Source organism: Escherichia sp. MOD1-EC5495 (assembly GCF_002965965.1).
Lineage (GTDB): Bacteria > Pseudomonadota > Gammaproteobacteria > Enterobacterales > Enterobacteriaceae > Escherichia > Escherichia ruysiae.
Map to the genome: position 1 here is coordinate 1 of NZ_PTRI01000001.1, position 17482 is coordinate 17482.

Annotated in this window: 19 protein-coding genes; 8 read left to right on the forward strand and 11 right to left on the reverse strand. The window is 52.8% G+C overall.

Features of this window, described 5'->3' with window-relative positions; all coding sequences use genetic code 11:
• From nrdR to pgpA, 6 genes are all read left to right on the forward strand, one after another.
• The coding region (nrdR, locus tag BEG40_RS00005; RefSeq protein WP_097363765.1) for a transcriptional regulator NrdR at positions 1–350 on the forward strand (350 nt) is incomplete at its 5' end.
• A gap of 3 nt (positions 351–353) precedes the next feature.
• The gene (gene ribD, locus BEG40_RS00010; protein WP_105284652.1) at positions 354–1457 is read left to right on the forward strand and encodes a bifunctional diaminohydroxyphosphoribosylaminopyrimidine deaminase/5-amino-6-(5-phosphoribosylamino)uracil reductase RibD; all 1104 of its coding nucleotides are present in this window, start codon (positions 354–356) and stop codon (positions 1455–1457) included.
• An 89-nt stretch (positions 1458–1546) separates the two neighbouring features.
• Positions 1547–2017, forward strand: coding sequence for a 6,7-dimethyl-8-ribityllumazine synthase (ribH, locus tag BEG40_RS00015; protein ID WP_001021161.1), 471 nt, complete (start codon positions 1547–1549; stop codon positions 2015–2017).
• A gap of 19 nt (positions 2018–2036) precedes the next feature.
• Positions 2037–2456: a transcription antitermination factor NusB gene (gene nusB, locus BEG40_RS00020; RefSeq protein ID WP_000801125.1), complete on the forward strand. Its 420-nt coding sequence runs from the start codon at positions 2037–2039 to the stop codon at positions 2454–2456.
• A 77-nt stretch (positions 2457–2533) separates the two neighbouring features.
• Entirely contained in the window at positions 2534–3511 is a 978-nt protein-coding gene (gene thiL / locus BEG40_RS00025) for a thiamine-phosphate kinase (RefSeq protein WP_105284653.1), read from the forward strand.
• The gene (pgpA, locus tag BEG40_RS00030; RefSeq protein ID WP_000154037.1) at positions 3489–4007 is read left to right on the forward strand and encodes a phosphatidylglycerophosphatase A; all 519 of its coding nucleotides are present in this window, start codon (positions 3489–3491) and stop codon (positions 4005–4007) included. Before thiL ends, pgpA begins: the two co-directional genes overlap by 23 nt.
• Positions 4008–4092: 85 nt before the next feature.
• Here pgpA and yajO read toward each other — a convergent pair whose 3' ends face one another.
• Genes yajO through xseB form a run of 4 tightly spaced genes read right to left on the reverse strand, consistent with a single transcriptional unit; the run spans position 4093 to position 8150 of the window.
• Positions 4093–5067: a 1-deoxyxylulose-5-phosphate synthase YajO gene (gene yajO / locus BEG40_RS00035; protein ID WP_105284654.1), complete on the reverse strand. Its 975-nt coding sequence runs from the start codon at positions 5065–5067 to the stop codon at positions 4093–4095.
• A 54-nt stretch (positions 5068–5121) separates the two neighbouring features.
• Positions 5122–6984 (reverse strand): 1-deoxy-D-xylulose-5-phosphate synthase, encoded by a 1863-nt coding sequence (gene dxs, locus BEG40_RS00040; protein ID WP_105284655.1) that lies wholly within the window; start codon positions 6982–6984, stop codon positions 5122–5124.
• A gap of 24 nt (positions 6985–7008) precedes the next feature.
• A complete protein-coding gene (gene ispA / locus BEG40_RS00045) occupies positions 7009–7908 on the reverse strand; it encodes a (2E,6E)-farnesyl diphosphate synthase (RefSeq protein ID WP_000347246.1) in 900 nt (299 codons plus the stop codon).
• Positions 7908–8150, reverse strand: a complete 243-nt coding sequence (gene xseB / locus BEG40_RS00050) for an exodeoxyribonuclease VII small subunit (protein WP_001124935.1) — start codon at positions 8148–8150, stop codon at positions 7908–7910. Before xseB ends, ispA begins: the two co-directional genes overlap by 1 nt.
• 205 nt (positions 8151–8355) lie before the next feature.
• Between xseB and thiI the strand changes: the two genes are divergently transcribed.
• A complete protein-coding gene (gene thiI, locus BEG40_RS00055) occupies positions 8356–9804 on the forward strand; it encodes a tRNA uracil 4-sulfurtransferase ThiI (protein WP_000668671.1) in 1449 nt (482 codons plus the stop codon).
• Positions 9805–9857: 53 nt separating this feature from the next.
• Here thiI and yajL read toward each other — a convergent pair whose 3' ends face one another.
• Both yajL and panE read right to left on the reverse strand, forming a co-directional pair.
• Positions 9858–10448, reverse strand: a complete 591-nt coding sequence (yajL, locus tag BEG40_RS00060) for a protein deglycase YajL (protein ID WP_105284656.1) — start codon at positions 10446–10448, stop codon at positions 9858–9860.
• Positions 10411–11322 carry a 2-dehydropantoate 2-reductase gene (panE, locus tag BEG40_RS00065; protein ID WP_000705824.1) on the reverse strand — a complete coding sequence of 304 codons (912 nt, stop codon included), beginning with the start codon at positions 11320–11322 and terminating at the stop codon, positions 10411–10413. The genes yajL and panE overlap by 38 nt, the downstream gene beginning before the upstream one ends.
• Positions 11323–11489: 167 nt before the next feature.
• Between panE and yajQ the strand changes: the two genes are divergently transcribed.
• Positions 11490–11981, forward strand: coding sequence for a nucleotide binding protein YajQ (gene yajQ, locus BEG40_RS00070; protein WP_001138897.1), 492 nt, complete (start codon positions 11490–11492; stop codon positions 11979–11981).
• Between the two features lie 138 nt (positions 11982–12119).
• Here the strand turns inward: yajQ and BEG40_RS00075 are convergent, their stop codons facing one another.
• The 5 genes from BEG40_RS00075 to cyoB form a co-directional block, all read right to left on the reverse strand.
• The gene (locus BEG40_RS00075) at positions 12120–13484 is read right to left on the reverse strand and encodes an MFS transporter (RefSeq protein WP_105284657.1); all 1365 of its coding nucleotides are present in this window, start codon (positions 13482–13484) and stop codon (positions 12120–12122) included.
• A gap of 150 nt (positions 13485–13634) precedes the next feature.
• The gene (gene cyoE / locus BEG40_RS00080; RefSeq protein WP_000971333.1) at positions 13635–14525 is read right to left on the reverse strand and encodes a heme o synthase; all 891 of its coding nucleotides are present in this window, start codon (positions 14523–14525) and stop codon (positions 13635–13637) included.
• A gap of 11 nt (positions 14526–14536) precedes the next feature.
• A complete protein-coding gene (locus BEG40_RS00085) occupies positions 14537–14866 on the reverse strand; it encodes a cytochrome o ubiquinol oxidase subunit IV (protein ID WP_000019801.1) in 330 nt (109 codons plus the stop codon).
• A complete protein-coding gene (locus tag BEG40_RS00090) occupies positions 14866–15480 on the reverse strand; it encodes a cytochrome o ubiquinol oxidase subunit III (RefSeq protein ID WP_000179819.1) in 615 nt (204 codons plus the stop codon). The genes BEG40_RS00085 and BEG40_RS00090 overlap by 1 nt, the downstream gene beginning before the upstream one ends.
• Positions 15470–17461 (reverse strand): cytochrome o ubiquinol oxidase subunit I, encoded by a 1992-nt coding sequence (gene cyoB, locus BEG40_RS00095; RefSeq protein WP_105284658.1) that lies wholly within the window; start codon positions 17459–17461, stop codon positions 15470–15472. The genes BEG40_RS00090 and cyoB overlap by 11 nt, the downstream gene beginning before the upstream one ends.
• Positions 17462–17482 lie beyond the last annotated feature (21 nt).

Consider the following 17482-nt stretch of genomic DNA (forward strand, 5'->3'; position numbering starts at 1 on the left):
GTAATGAACGTTTCACCACCTTTGAAGTGGCGGAACTGGTTATGCCGCGCGTTGTAAAAAGCAACGACGTGCGTGAACCGTTTAATGAAGAGAAATTGCGCAGCGGAATGCTGCGGGCGCTGGAAAAACGTCCGGTAAGTTCCGACGACGTTGAAATGGCGATCAACCATATAAAGTCACAGCTCCGCGCCACCGGTGAGCGTGAAGTGCCGAGCAAGATGATTGGCAATCTGGTGATGGAACAATTGAAAAAACTCGATAAAGTCGCCTATATCCGTTTTGCCTCTGTCTATCGCAGTTTCGAAGATATCAAAGAATTTGGCGAAGAGATCGCGCGCCTGGAGGATTAAACCGTGCAGGACGAGTATTACATGGCGCGGGCGCTAAAGCTGGCGCAACGAGGACGTTTCACTACTCACCCAAACCCAAATGTTGGGTGTGTCATTGTGAAAGATGGCGAAATTGTCGGCGAAGGTTACCATCACCGTGCAGGTGAACCACACGCTGAAGTACATGCGTTGCGTATGGCGGGTGAAAAAGCCAAAGGCGCGACTGCTTATGTCACTCTCGAACCTTGCAGTCATCATGGTCGAACGCCGCCGTGCTGTGACGCACTCACCGCCGCTGGCGTAGCGCGCGTGGTCGCTGCGATGCAGGATCCGAATCCGCAGGTCGCCGGACGTGGACTTTACCGCCTGCAACAGGCTGGCATTGACGTCAGCCACGGTTTGATGATGAGTGAAGCCGAGCAATTGAATAAAGGCTTTCTTAAACGAATGCGCACCGGCTTTCCTTATATCCAGTTAAAACTTGGCGCATCGCTTGATGGTCGTACGGCGATGGCGAGCGGTGAGAGTCAGTGGATCACTTCCCCCCAGGCGCGGCGTGATGTTCAACGTCTGCGTGCGCAAAGTCATGCCATTTTAACCAGCAGCGCCACGGTGCTGGCGGACGATCCGGCCTTAACGGTGCGTTGGTCTGAACTGGATGAACAAACTCAGGCGCTCTATTCGCAAGAAAATCTGCGTCAGCCGGTGCGCGTCGTCATTGACAGTGATAATCGCGTGACGCCAGAACACCGCATTGTGCAACAGCCGGGCGAGACCTGGTTTGCCCGAACGCAGGATGACGCCCGCGAGTGGCCGGAAACAGTGCGCACCTTGCTGATCCCGGAACATAACGGGCATCTGGATTTGGTTGTGCTGATGATGCAACTGGGCAAGCAACAAATTAATAGTGTGTGGGTAGAGGCGGGATCAACGCTCGCTGGCGCACTGCTACAGGCCGGTTTAGTCGATGAGCTGATTGTCTATATCGCACCTAAACTTTTAGGTAGCGACGCCCGTGGATTATGTACGCTGCCGGGGCTTGAGAAGTTAGCCGACGCCCCCCAATTTAAATTCAAAGAGATACGTCATGTAGGCCCGGATGTTTGCCTGCATTTAGTGGGTGCATGATCTCCCGGCTCGAAAGGGAAGCAGCGCACGAAATATTATGCTAAAATCCGCCCCCCTGCGGGGCCATAACTCGAACCCGAAGGAAAAAAATGAACATTATTGAAGCTAACGTTGCTACCCCGGACGCTCGCGTCGCCATCACCATTGCGCGTTTCAACAACTTTATCAATGACAGCCTGCTGGAAGGTGCGATTGACGCACTGAAACGTATTGGTCAGGTAAAAGATGAAAATATTACCGTTGTTTGGGTGCCAGGTGCTTATGAGCTGCCGCTGGCGGCGGGTGCACTGGCTAAAACCGGTAAATACGACGCGGTGATTGCGCTGGGTACGGTTATTCGTGGTGGCACTGCCCACTTTGAATATGTCGCTGGTGGTGCAAGCAACGGCCTGGCGCATGTTGCCCAGGACAGCGAAATTCCGGTTGCTTTTGGGGTTCTGACCACTGAAAGCATTGAACAAGCGATCGAACGTGCTGGTACCAAAGCTGGCAACAAAGGTGCAGAAGCTGCACTGACCGCGCTTGAAATGATTAATGTATTGAAAGCCATCAAGGCCTGAAATTAGTAAGGGGAAATCCGTGAAACCTGCTGCTCGTCGCCGCGCTCGTGAGTGTGCCGTCCAGGCGCTCTACTCCTGGCAGTTGTCCCAGAACGACATCGCTGATGTTGAATACCAGTTCCTGGCTGAACAGGATGTAAAAGACGTTGACGTCCTGTACTTCCGTGAGCTGCTGGCCGGGGTGGCGACTAACACCGCATACCTCGACGGACTGATGAAGCCATATCTGTCCCGCCTGCTGGAAGAACTGGGCCAGGTAGAAAAAGCAGTACTGCGCATTGCGCTGTACGAGCTGTCTAAACGTAGCGATGTGCCGTATAAAGTGGCCATTAACGAAGCGATCGAACTGGCAAAATCGTTCGGCGCAGAAGACAGCCATAAGTTCGTCAACGGCGTACTCGATAAAGCAGCACCTGTGATTCGCCCTAACAAAAAGTGATATCCAGGCCGGCAGAGTAACGGAAAGCATTTCCGCACTCTCCGGCCTTTTCTTTTTTACCTGCTGAGGCATAACGTATGGCATGTGGCGAGTTCTCCCTGATTGCCCGTTATTTTGACCGTGTAAGAAGCTCTCGTCTTGATGTCGAACTTGGCATCGGTGACGATTGTGCACTTCTCAATATCCCCGAGAAACAGACCCTGGCGATCAGCACCGATACGCTGGTGGCGGGCAATCACTTCCTCCCTGATATCGATCCTGCGGATCTGGCATATAAAGCACTGGCGGTAAACTTAAGCGATCTGGCGGCGATGGGTGCCGATCCGGCCTGGCTGACGCTGGCATTGACTTTACCGAACGTAGACGAAGCGTGGCTTGAATCTTTCAGCGACAGTCTTTTCGAGCTGCTTAATTATTACGATATGCAACTCATTGGCGGCGATACCACGCGTGGACCGCTATCAATGACGTTGGGTATCCACGGCTTTGTCCCGATGGGACGAGCCTTAACGCGCTCTGGTGCGAAACCGGGTGACTGGATTTATGTGACTGGTACGCCGGGTGATAGCGCCGCCGGACTGGCGATTTTGCAAAACCGTTTGCAGGTTGCCGATGCTAAAGATGCGGAGTATTTAATCAAACGTCATCTCCGCCCATCGCCGCGAATTTTACAGGGGCAGGCACTGCGCGATCTGGCGAGTTCAGCCATCGATCTCTCTGACGGTCTGATCTCCGACCTCGGGCATATCGTGAAAGCCAGCGACTGCGGCGCACGCATTGACCTGACATTGTTGCCATTCTCTGACGCACTTTCACGTCACGTCGAACCGGAACAGGCGCTGCGTTGGGCGCTGTCTGGCGGTGAAGATTACGAGTTGTGTTTCACTGTACCGGAACTTAACCGAGGCGCGCTGGATGTGGCTTTGGGACATCTTGGCGTACCGTTTACCTGTATCGGGCAAATGACCGCCGATATCGAAGGGCTTTGTTTTGTTCGTGACGGCGAACCTGTCACGTTAGACTGGAAAGGATATGACCATTTTGCCACGCCATAAAGATGTCGCGAAAAGTCGCCTGAAAATGAGTAACCCATGGCACTTATTGGCTACGGGGTTCGGGAGTGGGTTAAGTCCGATTGTCCCTGGTACGATGGGCTCGCTGGCGGCGATTCCATTCTGGTATCTGATGACCTTTTTGCCCTGGCAGCTTTATTCGCTGGTGGTGATGCTGGGGATCTGTATCGGCGTCTATCTTTGCCATCAGACGGCGAAAGATATGGGCGTGCACGATCACGGCAGCATTGTCTGGGACGAATTTATCGGCATGTGGATCACCCTGATGGCGCTGCCGACCAATGACTGGCAGTGGGTTGCCGCCGGGTTTGTGATTTTCCGTATTCTGGATATGTGGAAACCGTGGCCGATCCGCTGGTTTGATCGCAATGTGCATGGCGGCATGGGGATCATGATCGATGATATCGTCGCCGGGGTTATTTCCGCTGGAATACTCTATTTTATCGGCCATCACTGGCCGCTGGGTATTCTGTCGTAGGCCGAATAAGGCGTTCACGCCGCATCCGGCGGTTGCGCACTGATGCCTGATACGACGCTTGTTGCGTCTTATCAGGCCTGGATTTCTATTTAAATCCCACCACCGGATGCGGTTTATACGGTGTTTCCAGTTCGGCAATTTGTTCCGGCTTCAGGGTGATATCCACCGCATTCAGTAACTCATCTAGCTGTTCTTCCCGCGACGTTCCGATAATCGGTGCGGCAATGCCCGGTTTGCTCAATAACCACGCCAGAGCCACTTGTGCCCGCGTAGCACCCAATTCTTCACTCACGCCCGTTAATCGTTCTGCAATCCGCGCGTCATTTTCGTCGCTTTCGTTGTAGAGATTTTTTCCTACTTCATCGGAAACCAGTCGTGCAGTGGTCTCTCCCCACGGACGAGTCAGACGTCCCCGCGCCAGCGGACTCCACGGGATCACCGCGATGCCCTCCTGATAACATAGCGGCAGCATCTCGCGCTCTTCTTCACGATAAATCAGATTGTAGTGATCCTGCATACTGACAAACTGCGCCCAGCCATGCTGTTTTTGTAGTTCCAGCGCCTGAGCAAACTGCGAAGCGTGCATGGATGACGCGCCGATATAACGCGCTTTCCCGGCTTTTACCACGTCGTTCAGGGCTTCCAGCGTCTCTTCGATCGGCGTGTTGTAATCCCAGCGATGAATTTGCAGGATATCGACATAATCCATACCGAGACGACGCAGGCTGTCGTCAATAGAGCGCAAAATTTGTGCGCGGGATAATCCTTCTGGTAAATCACCAACGCGATGGAATACTTTGGTGGCAACGACCACATCTTCACGGCGGGCGAAGTCCCGCAATGCGCGACCGACGATCTCTTCGCTGCTGCCGTCAGAATAACTGTTGGCGGTATCAAAGAAATTTATGCCGCCTTCCAGCGCCCGTTTGATGATTGGACGGCTGCTCTCTTCCGGCAGAGTCCATGCGTGATTACCGCGATCTGGCTCGCCAAAGGTCATACAGCCGAGGCAAAGTCGGGAAACGCGAAGGTCGGTTTTTCCTAAGGGGTTGTATTGCATGCTGCCACTCCTGCCATGAATAATTTCTTAAGCATAGCAGGAGTGGAGTAGGGATTATGCCAGCCAGGCCTTGATTTTGGCTTCCATACCAGCGGCATCGAGGCCGAGTTCGGTGCGCATTTCTTCCTGAGTTCCTTGCGGAATAAAGAAGTCCGGCAGACCAATGTTCAGCACGGGTACTGGTTTACGATGGGCCATCAGCACTTCGTTCACGCCACTGCCCGCGCCGCCCATAATGGCGTTTTCTTCAACGGTGACCAGCGCCTCATGGCTGGCGGCCATTTCCAGAATTAACGCTTCATCAAGCGGCTTCACAAAACGCATATCGACCAGCGTAGCGTTCAGCGATTCGGCGACTTTCGCCGCTTCTGGCATTAGCGTACCAAAGTTGAGGATCGCTAGCTTTTCACCACGACGCTTCACGATGCCTTTGCCAATCGGCAGTTTTTCCAGCGGCGTCAGTTCCACGCCGACGGCATTGCCGCGCGGGTAGCGCACCGCTGACGGCCCCTCGTTATAGTGATAGCCGGTATGGAGCATTTGGCGACATTCGTTTTCATCGCTCGGGGTCATAATGACCATTTCCGGTATGCAGCGCAGGTAAGAGAGATCAAAAGCGCCCTGATGGGTTTGACCGTCAGCACCAACAATGCCCGCGCGGTCGATGGCGAACAGAACCGGTAGCTTTTGAATCGCCACGTCATGCAGTACCTGATCATAGGCGCGTTGCAGGAAGGTGGAGTAGATCGCCACGATTGGTTTGTACCCCCCAATCGCCAGACCTGCAGCAAAGGTCACTGCGTGTTGCTCAGCGATTGCCACATCAAAATAGCGATCCGGGAATTTACGTGAGAATTCGACCATGCCAGAACCTTCACGCATCGCCGGAGTAATCGCCATCAGCTTGTTGTCTTTCGCTGCGGTTTCGCACAACCAGTCGCCAAAGATTTTTGAATAGCTCGGCAAACCGCCACTGCTTTTGGGCAGGCAACCGCTGGAGGGATCAAATTTAGGTACGGCGTGGAAGGTGATTGGGTCTTTTTCTGCCGGTTCATAACCACGACCTTTTTTGGTCATGATATGCAGGAACTGCGGGCCTTTCAGGTCGCGCATGTTCTTTAGCGTAGTGATAAGCCCCAGCACATCGTGACCGTCAACCGGGCCGATGTAGTTAAAGCCCAGCTCTTCAAACAACGTGCCAGGCACCACCATGCCTTTAATATGTTCTTCGGTACGTTTGAGCAGCTCTTTAATTGGCGGCACGCCAGAGAAAACTTTTTTCCCGCCTTCGCGCAGAGAAGAGTAAAGCTTACCGGAAAGCAGCTGCGCCAGATGGTTGTTGAGCGCGCCGACATTTTCGGAAATCGACATTTCATTGTCGTTGAGGACTACCAGCATATCAGGACGGATATCGCCCGCATGGTTCATCGCTTCAAACGCCATGCCAGCGGTAATCGCGCCGTCGCCAATTACACAGACGGTGCGGCGATTTTTGCCTTCTTTCTCGGCAGCAACCGCAATACCAATTCCGGCACTGATGGAGGTTGATGAATGCCCGACGCTTAATACGTCATATTCGCTTTCACCGCGCCACGGGAACGGGTGCAGACCACCTTTCTGACGGATGGTGCCGATTTTGTCGCGGCGTCCGGTCAAAATTTTATGCGGATAAGCCTGATGTCCCACATCCCAAATCAATTGGTCAAACGGGGTGTTATAGACGTAGTGCAGCGCCACGGTCAGTTCGACCGTGCCCAGCCCGGAGGCGAAGTGCCCGCTGGAACGGCTCACGCTGTCGAGTAAATAGCGGCGCAGTTCGTCGCAGAGTTTCGGTAAACTCTCTTTTGGCAACAGTCGTAACTCCTGGGTGGAGTCGACCAGTGCCAGGGTCGGGTATTTGGCAATATCAAAACTCATCAGGGGCCTATTAATACTTATTGTTTATTTATTACGCTGGATGATGTAGTCCGCTAGCGCTTCCAGTGCCGAGGTATCGAGTGACTGTTCAGCCAGTTGTTTCAGCGACTGGCGGGCATCGTCGATCAGATCCCGGGCTTTCTTCCGGGCTTGCTCAAGACCCAGAAGTGCAGGGTAGGTGCTTTTACCAAGTTGCTGGTCGGCACCCTGGCGTTTTCCCAACGTTGCAGTATCTCCCACCACATCCAGGATGTCATCCTGAACCTGGAAGGCAAGGCCGATGCTTTCTGCATACTTGTCGAGTACTGGCAGTGCATTTCGTCCTTTATCTCCGGCGCTTAATGCACCAAGGCGAACGGCGGCGCGAATCAATGCGCCGGTTTTATGGCGATGAATACGCTCGAGTGCGTCCAGAGGTACGTGTTTGCCCTCCGCGTCTAAATCTAATGCCTGACCGCCGCACATACCGGCAATACCGCTAGCGTTCGCCAGTTCAGAAATCATCGCAATTCTGTCGCGATCTGACACTTCCGGCATATCGGCATCGCTTAAAATCGAGAACGCCAGCGTTTGTAAAGCATCGCCAGCGAGAATCGCGTTCGCTTCACCAAATTTCACATGGCAGGTCGGCAACCCACGACGCAGATCGTCATCATCCATTGCCGGTAAATCATCATGAATTAATGAGTAAGCGTGGATACACTCTACGGCGGCAGCGGGTGCGTCTAACGTGCTCATGCTAACGCCGAGCATTTGACCAGTAGCATAAACCAGGAAAGGTCGCAGGCGCTTACCACCTAATAATGCGCCATACTGCATGGTTTCTACCACGGGAGTGTTCTGAAAGGGCAGTGGGGCGATAAAACGGCTCAGCGCCTGGTTGGCCTGCTTAACACAGGCTTCGAGTTGCTGCGGAAAGTCCATTACTCATTGTCCGGTGTAAAAGGTGTAAGAGAGGCGTCTTCGTTGTCAGACAGCAGGATTTGTACGCGCTGTTCGGCTTGTTGTAATTTGGCCTGCCCTTGACGTGCCAGCTGCACGCCACGTTCGAACTCGTTCAGTGCCTCTTCCAGCGGCAGGTCGCCACTTTCCAGACGGGTCACAATCTGTTCCAGCTCGCTTAGCGCCTTTTCAAAGCTGGCGGGCGCCTCATTTTTCTTCGGCATAATGAATGTCTGACTCTCAATATTTTACGCCCCGCCATGGTAACGGACTCAGGGCAAATAGCAAATAACGCGCAATGGTAAGGTGATGTGCGCAGCAAAGCGATGTTAGTGGTATACTTCCGCGCCTGGATGCAGCCGCAGGTGTGGGCTGCTGTATTTTTCCCTATACAAGTCGCTTAAGACTTGCCAACGAACCATTGCCGCCATGAAGTTTATCATTAAATTGTTCCCGGAAATCACCATCAAGAGCCAATCTGTGCGCTTGCGCTTTATAAAAATCCTTACCGGGAATATTCGTAACGTTTTAAAGCACTATGATGAGACGCTCGCTGTCGTCCGTCACTGGGATAACATCGAAGTTCGCGCAAAAGATGAAAACCAGCGTCTGGCCATTCGCGACGCCCTGACCCGTATTCCGGGTATCCACCATATTCTCGAAGTCGAAGACGTGCCGTTTACTGACATGCACGATATTTTTGAGAAAGCGTTGGTTCAGTATCGCGATCAGCTGGAAGGAAAAACCTTCTGCGTACGCGTGAAGCGCCGTGGCAAACATGATTTTAGCTCGATTGATGTGGAACGTTACGTCGGCGGCGGTTTAAATCAGCATATTGAATCCGCGCGCGTGAAGTTGACTAACCCGGATGTGACAGTCCATCTGGAAGTTGAAGACGATCGTCTGCTGCTGATCAAAGGGCGCTACGAAGGTATTGGTGGTTTCCCGATCGGCACCCAGGAAGATGTGCTGTCGCTGATCTCCGGTGGTTTTGACTCCGGCGTTTCCAGCTATATGTTGATGCGTCGCGGCTGCCGCGTGCATTACTGCTTCTTTAACCTCGGCGGCGCGGCGCATGAAATCGGCGTTCGTCAGGTGGCACATTATCTGTGGAACCGCTTCGGTAGCTCTCACCGCGTGCGTTTTGTCGCCATTAACTTCGAGCCGGTAGTCGGGGAAATTCTTGAGAAAATCGACGACGGTCAGATGGGGGTTATCCTCAAACGTATGATGGTGCGTGCCGCGTCTAAAGTGGCTGAACGTTACGGCGTACAGGCGCTGGTCACCGGCGAGGCACTGGGCCAGGTGTCCAGCCAGACGCTGACCAACCTGCGCCTGATTGATAACGTCTCTGATACGCTGATCCTGCGTCCGCTGATCTCTTACGACAAAGAGCACATCATCAACCTGGCTCGCCAGATTGGCACCGAAGACTTTGCCCGCACGATGCCGGAATATTGCGGTGTGATCTCCAAGAGCCCGACGGTGAAAGCGGTTAAATCGAAGATTGAAGCGGAAGAAGAGAAGTTCGACTTCAGCATTCTCGAGAAAGTGGTTGAGGAAGCGAATAACGTTGATATCCGCGAAATCGCCCAGCAGACCGAGCAGGAAGTGGTTGAAGTGGAAACCGTCAATGGCTTCGGTCCGAACGACGTGATCCTCGATATCCGTTCTATCGATGAACAGGAAGATAAGCCACTGAAAGTCGAAGGGATTGATGTGGTTTCTCTGCCGTTCTATAAACTGAGCACCAAATTTGGCGATCTCGACCAGAACAAAACCTGGCTGTTGTGGTGTGAGCGCGGAGTGATGAGCCGCCTGCAGGCGCTCTATCTGCGCGAACAGGGCTTTAACAATGTGAAGGTGTATCGCCCGTAATTTGTAGTTTTAACGTCGCATCTGGTCAGATGCGACGCTTACCGCATCCGACACTACTCGTAATAATTATAAATCCCTGCCGCCATCACCAGTTGTGATGCCACTTCATGGGCTTTCTCGCGCCCAACCAGCAGGTCGATAATTTTCAGACCAAAATCAATAGCCGTACCCGGCCCCTGGCTGGTCAGCAATTTTACCCGTGCATCCCAGACGACGCGCTTGTCCTGCCATTGTTCAGCGGGAATTTTGTCTTTCAGCGTCGGGAAGCCGGTCATATTGCCAATCGGGAAGATATCGTGCGGCACCAGCACGGTAGCTGGCGTGGCGCAAATAGCGGCAACGATACGCCCGGAACGGTGGAACTGTTTAACAGTTTCGACCAGCAGGGTGCTATCGCGAAAACACTCCGCGCCTTTAATGCCGCCAGGCAGCACGATCACGTCATAATCACCATCCGCCACTTCGACCAGGGGCGCATCTGCCAGCAGCTTTACGCCGCGCGAGCAGGTAATCGCCAGGTTGCCATCGCTGGCGACGCTGGCAGTGGTGACATTAATGCCACCGCGAACCAGCAGATCGATAGTGGTGACCGCTTCGGTTTCTTCACTACCAGGGGCGAGGCAAACCAGTGCTGATGCGCTCATATTCACTCTCCTTTCTTTTTACCATTTCAAACAGGCGGGTGTTTTCCGGTACAGCAATCCCATGCGCGCGGGCGCGGCGTAAGAGAAAACCATTGATATAGTCGATTTCTGTATGGCGCATTGCGCGGATGTCCTGCAACATTGACGAAATGTTTTCTGCTGTGGCATCAATCACCTGCATCACGTAATCACGTAAATCTTCCGCTGAAGTATGATGCCCTTCGCGTTCGATTACCGCCGCGACTTCTTCGCATATCTGCATAATATCTTGCGGGTGATGACGTAATTCACCGTTCGGGCAATTCCAGATGGCAGTGAGCGGATTAATCACACAGTTTACCGCCAGCTTTCGCCACAGCTCGGCGCGAATATTGTTATGCCAGGCAACGTCAGGCAACACGGTTTGCAAAATATCCGCCAGATAACTGTAATCGCCGTCCTGTTGCCGTGCCGGGCCGATATGTGTGATACCGTTTGCCACGTGAATGATGACATTGCCGTCGCGGCGCGCTGCATGGGTGGTCGTGCCCATCAGTAAAGGTTGCCCGATGTTCTGTAACTCTTCAATGGTGCCCATGCCGTTGTGGATCAGCAAAATTGGCGTGGTTACAGGTAGCGTCGACGCCAGGCTTTTGACGGCATCAGACACCTGCCAGGCTTTCAGCGTCACCAGTAGTAGATCGCTGGTGGCCAGAAAATCAGGATCATTGGCGGTCAGCGATTCGTTAAATATCGAACCGTCTGTCTCCACCAGATTCACGCTACAATAAGGTTGCGGTACGCGCAGCCAGCCCTGAACCTCGTGACCCTGTTTGCAAAATGCTGTAAGCCATAATTGCCCTAAGGCACCGCATCCCAATACGGTAATTTTCATTGTTCCTCCTCACCCGCAACCACACCGGGTGTTCAATAAGGCTATCCCTTAATTGTGCATGGTGTTGTGACCATGCACAATTAAGGGATACGTCCTGGCGCAGGACTGTCTGTTATTTAACTTTGCAGGTATTATGCTTCGCATCAAAAATGAAGGGAGAGAAAAAGATGCCATCTTTCGATATTGTCTCTGAAGTTGATCTTCAGGAAGCGCGTAACGCGGTCGATAACGCGAGTCGCGAAGTAGAGTCTCGTTTTGACTTCCGTAACGTTGAAGCATCGTTTGAGCTGAACGACGCCAACAAAACTATCAAAGTGCTGAGCGAGTCCGATTTCCAGGTCAATCAGTTGCTGGATATTCTGCGTGCCAAACTGCTCAAACGCGGCATTGAAGGCAGTTCGCTGGATGTGCCGGAAAATATCGTTCATAGCGGTAAAACCTGGTTTGTGGAAGCGAAACTGAAGCAGGGCATTGAGAGCGCGACTCAGAAGAAAATCGTCAAGATGATCAAAGACAGCAAACTGAAAGTGCAGGCGCAAATTCAGGGCGATGAGATCCGCGTAACTGGCAAATCCCGTGACGATTTGCAGGCTGTGATGGCGATGGTTCGCGGTGGCGATCTCGGTCAGCCGTTCCAGTTCAAAAACTTCCGCGATTAATCTCGACAACGTGCGCTCTGTTCATGCCGGATGCGGCGTGAACGCCTTATCTGGCCTGCAATAGTTTGTGATTTCAAAAGATTACAGCAACTTTGTAGGCCTGGTAAGCGTAGCGCATCAGGCAATTTAGCCTCGTTTTTATGCCTGGCGAATTGCCTGTTCAACCTCAAAGCGATTCGTCACTTTGCTGTCGATTTTCACGTAAGCCGAATGTTCTTCTTCTGCAATCAACACTTCTTTGACGCCAGCCGTTTCCAGCAAACGCACTTTTAACGCCTCGTTTGCGGCAATGTCCGCCGGGATTTCAATGCGTAAACTGCTGACATATGGCGGTTCTTTCATGGTACTGGCGACTGCCAGCCACACCGCAGCCAGCATTGCACCAGCGAGAAATACGCCCTGACCGTCAAACATGCCGTCAATCCAGCCGCCCAGCGAACCGCCAATCGCCACGCCAAGAAACTGGCTGGTGGAGTAAACGCCCATCGCCGTGCCTTTGTAACCTGCTGGCGACTCTTTACTGATAAGTGAAGGCAGAAGGGCTTCCATCAAATTAAACGCCACAAAGAAAAGCTGCACGCCGACCACCAGTTGCCAGAACTGCGTTTGTGCGTTCCACAGTACAATTTCCGCAACCACGATCAACCCGACGCAGAAGACAAAAACTTGCTTCATCTTGCGCTTAACTTCGGCGTAGATAATGAAAGGCACAACCGAGCCAAAGGCGATTAACATCGTCGCCAGATAGACCTTCCAGTGTTCAGCCGCCGGAAAACCCGCGTTAGCCAGTTGCCCTGGCAGAGCAACAAACGTCGACATCAGCAACATGTGCAGACACATAATGCCGAAGTTGAGTTTCAGCAGGCGTGGTTCCGCCAGCACTTTACTGAAACTGCCTTTCACCATCCCGGACTCACGATTAAGTACGTGCGTGCGGCTGTTAGGCACAACCCAAATGGTCAACGCAATGCCGGTCGTTGCCAGAATAGCGATCATCCAGAAGAGCGCGTGTAGCCCAAGTTTGTGAGTGATGATCGGACCAAGCACCATTGCAATGGCGAAGGTAATGCCAAAACTGACACCGATAAATGCCATCGCTTTGGTGCGGTTTTGTTCACGAGTGAGATCGGAAAGCAGCGCCATAACGGCGGCGGCAATCGCACCGGAACCTTGTAACGCCCGACCCAGAATGATCCCCCAGATGGAGTCGGAAAGCGCGGCAATCACGCTACCCGCGACAAACACAGCTAACCCGCCAACGATAAGCGGTTTACGGCCTATGCGGTCGGAAAGCAGGCCAAATGGAATCTGAAAAACGGCCTGAGTCAGACCATAAATGCCAATCGCAATACCGATCAACGCTTCACTGGCGCCTTGCAGAGCCATGCCGTACGTGGTCAGAACCGGCAGAACCATAAACATGCCCAGCATACGCAATGAAAATACGGTTCCTAAACCCCAGGTCGCGCGCCGCTCGCCTGGCGTCATTTTATAATCGTTCATTACCACCTCTGTTTTAAATTCGTGACTAGTGTAAAGCGGCAAACGAATGGGGTAAACATGCGGATTTTTTAGTAAATATTTCGTGAGGGATATGTTTCTAATGCTAAGAAAAAAGGTGCCGTAGCACCTTTTTTAACAGGGAAGTCGCAGTTACCAAACTGCAGCCAGCAGCGTATGCGAGTCCGGCACCATAAAATCAACGGACATCATTACCGAAAGGGCAGTGATGGCGATGATAGAGAAGCCGAATAGCTTGCGCGCCCAGATTCGGTCATCAGCAACTTTATAACCACGCAGAGCCATACCTAACCACCAGACGCTGACTGCCGCAGCGACCACCAGATATTTGTATCCAGCGTAACCGCCAAGAGAGAGCATCAGCGTGGCAACAGCAAAGGCGATGATGTACAGCGTGATGTGATTCTTCGCCACTGAAATGCCTTTCACCACCGGCAGTACCGGAATGTTCGCCGCCTGATAATCCTTAAAGCGGAAAATGGCGATGGCATAAGAGTGGGGCATTTGCCACAGGCTGAAGATAGCCAGCAGGATTGCTGCGCCGCTATCGAAGTCGCCTGTTACTGCACAGTAGCCAATCACCGGCGGCGCTGCGCCGGAGAGCGAACCAATCAATGTGCCGTAGACTGAGTGGCGTTTCATGTACAGGCTATAAACGCCGACATAAACCACAAAGCCCATCACCCCCAGCCAGCAGGCCAGCGGATTCGCGCCAAACCACAGCAGCATAAAGCCAGCAATACCCAGCAAGGTGGCGTACACCAGCGAGACAGCAGGAGAGATCAGGCCTTTAACCAGCACCCGATTCTTCGTCCTTTCCATCTTTCTGTCGATATCCCTGTCGATGTAGTTGTTAAACACACAACCCGACGCCACAACCAGTGACACCCCAACCAGCGTGTAGATAAACAGGGGATAATCAATGCTGCCCTTTGAGGCCAGCAGGAATCCCCCTATCACCGAGATCAGGTTGCCAAAGATGATGCCTGGTTTCGTTACTTGCAGGTATTGCTTAAACATCATAACCGCCGCTCTTAGTGCATCATCATGTTGTAGTTAAGGTTCCACATGATCCAGATGGAGCCTACAACCAGGATAGCGATGATTAGCACGGTGAAGACAAACGCCGTCATGTTCCAGCCTTCATCTGATTTGGTATTCATGTGCAGGAAGCACACCAGATGCACCAGAACCTGTACCACTGCCATTGCCAGGATTGTTCCCAGAATTACGGCCGGTGAGGCAGAACCTGACATCACCATCCAGAACGGAATCACCGTCAGAATGATCGACAGGATAAAGCCTGTCATGTAGGTTTTTACGCTGCCATGGGATGCGCCGCCGCTCACGTTAGAATGACTCATTACATCGCCCCCATCAGATAAACAACAGTGAACACACAGATCCAAACCACATCCAGGAAGTGCCAGAACAGGCTCAGGCACATGATGCGGGTACGGTTAGTGCTGGTCAGGCCGCGACGAGCGATTTGTACCATCAGCACCGCCATCCAGATAAGACCGGAAGTGACGTGCAGACCGTGCGTGCCGACCAGCGCAAAGAACGCTGACAGGAAGCCGCTGCGATCCGGACCCATGCCGTTAACAATCAGGTGATGGAATTCATAGATTTCCATCCCGATAAATCCGGCACCAAACAACCAGGTCAACGCCAGCCAGGAGATAACCTGGCTTTTGTTGTTTTTGTACATGGCGATAGCCGCCATGCCGTAGGTGATGGAGCTGAACAACAGCAAGAAAGTTTCAACCAGAACGAACGGCAGTTCGAAAATGTCCTTACCTGTCGGGCCGCCTGCGGTGCCGTTCACCAGAACGGCATAGGTAGCAAACAAGATAGAGAACAGAATGCAGTCGCTCATCAGGTAGATCCAAAATCCGAAGATTTTGGTTCCGCCTGCATCGTGGTGCCCGTGTTCGTGCGCGTGGGCAGTCGCGTGCGTCAAAGTATCAGTTGCCATTTTTCAGCCCTGCCTTAGTAATCTCATCGAAATGCTGGTTTTCCAGTTTTTCGATTTCTGCCACCGGCACGTAGTAATCCACGTCCTCGTCGAAGCTTTTCACGATCCAGATGATGATCATGCCTGCGAAGCCAACAATCGCCAGCCACCAGATATGCCAGATCATGGCGAAACCGAAGATGGTGGAGAAAGCTGCAATGACGATACCTGCACCGCTGTTTTTCGGCATATGAATTTCTTCATAGTGGTCAGGCTTTTTATACGCTTCGCCTTTCTCTTTCATTTCCCAGAATGCATCACGCTCGTGAACGTGCGGCACAACGGCAAAGTTATAGAACGGAGGCGGGGAAGAGGTTGCCCACTCCAGCGTACGGCCACCCCACGGGTCGCCAGTCAGGTCACGGTTCTGGTCGCGGTCGCGAATAGAAACGTACATCTGAATCACGAGGCAGAGAATACCCAGCGCAATCAGTACCGCACCGCTGGCTGCAATCATCAGCATAGTGTGGAACTGCGGGTCAATCTGCTGGCTCAAACGACGGGTCATACCCATAAAGCCCAGCGCATACAGCGGCATAAAGGCAACGAAGAAGCCGATGATCCAGAACCAGAACGCGCGTTTACCCCAGGTTTCGTTCAGTTTGAAACCGAACGCTTTAGGCCACCAGTAGGTCATCCCTGCGAAGCAGCCGAAGACCACGCCGCCGATGATAACGTTATGGAAGTGCGCAATCAGGAACAGGCTGTTATGCAGAACGAAGTCCGCGCCCGGTACTGCCAGCAGCACGCCAGTCATACCGCCCACCGAGAAGGTGACGATAAAACCGATGGTCCACAGCATCGCGGAATGGAACACGATGCGACCCTGGTACATGGTGAACAGCCAGTTGAAGATCTTCACCCCGGTCGGGATGGCGATAATCATTGTGGTGATACCAAAGAAGGCGTTTACGTTCGCGCCCGCACCCATCGTAAAGAAGTGGTGCAGCCAGACGATGAACGACAGCACGGTGATACAGACGGTTGCCCATACCAGCGAGGTATAACCAAACAGACGTTTACGCGAGAAGGTTGCCGCAATTTCGGAGAACACACCGAAAACAGGCAGGATCAGGATGTAAACTTCCGGGTGTCCCCATGCCCAAATCAGGTTGATGTACATCATCATGTTGCCACCCATATCGTTGGTAAAGAAATGGGTGCCCAGATAGCGATCCAGGGTCAACAACGCGACGGTAACCGTCAGAATTGGAAAGGAAGCAATAATCAGAATGTTTGCGCACAGTGATGCCCAGGTAAATACTGGCATCTTGAACATGGTCATGCCCGGTGCGCGCATCTTCAGAATGGTAACGAAGAAGTTGATACCGGTTAGCGTCGTACCAATACCGGATAGCTGGAGACTCCATATCCAGTAATCGACACCGACCCCTGGACTGTACTCTATTCCCGATAGCGGTGGATAGGCCAGCCAGCCGGTCTGCGCAAACTCGCCCACGCCGAGAGAAACGTTAACCAGAATCACACCAACAACGGTAAACCAGAAGCTTAAGTTGTTGAGGAACGGGAACGCAACGTCACGCGCGCCGATCTGCAGCGGAACCACCAGGTTCATCAGACCGATAACGAAAGGCATCGCCACGAAGAAGATCATAATCACGCCGTGCGCGGTGAAGATCTGATCGTAGTGGTGAGGCGGCAGGAAGCCAGCTTCGCCCGCCGAGGCAAGGGCCTGCTGGCTACGCATCATAATGGCGTCAGCAAAACCACGCAGCAGCATCACAATTGCCACGATGATATACATGATACCAAGGCGTTTATGGTCGACGGAGGTCAGCCACTCTTTCCACAGGTAGGTCCACTTACCGAAGTAAGTGATCAGGCCAACGAGCGCCAGACCTCCCAAAATAATGGCAGCGATCGTAACCATGACGATAGGTTCATGGAACGGGACTGCATCAAGTGATAATTTTCCGAACATCTTTATTCTTCCTCAACCCCT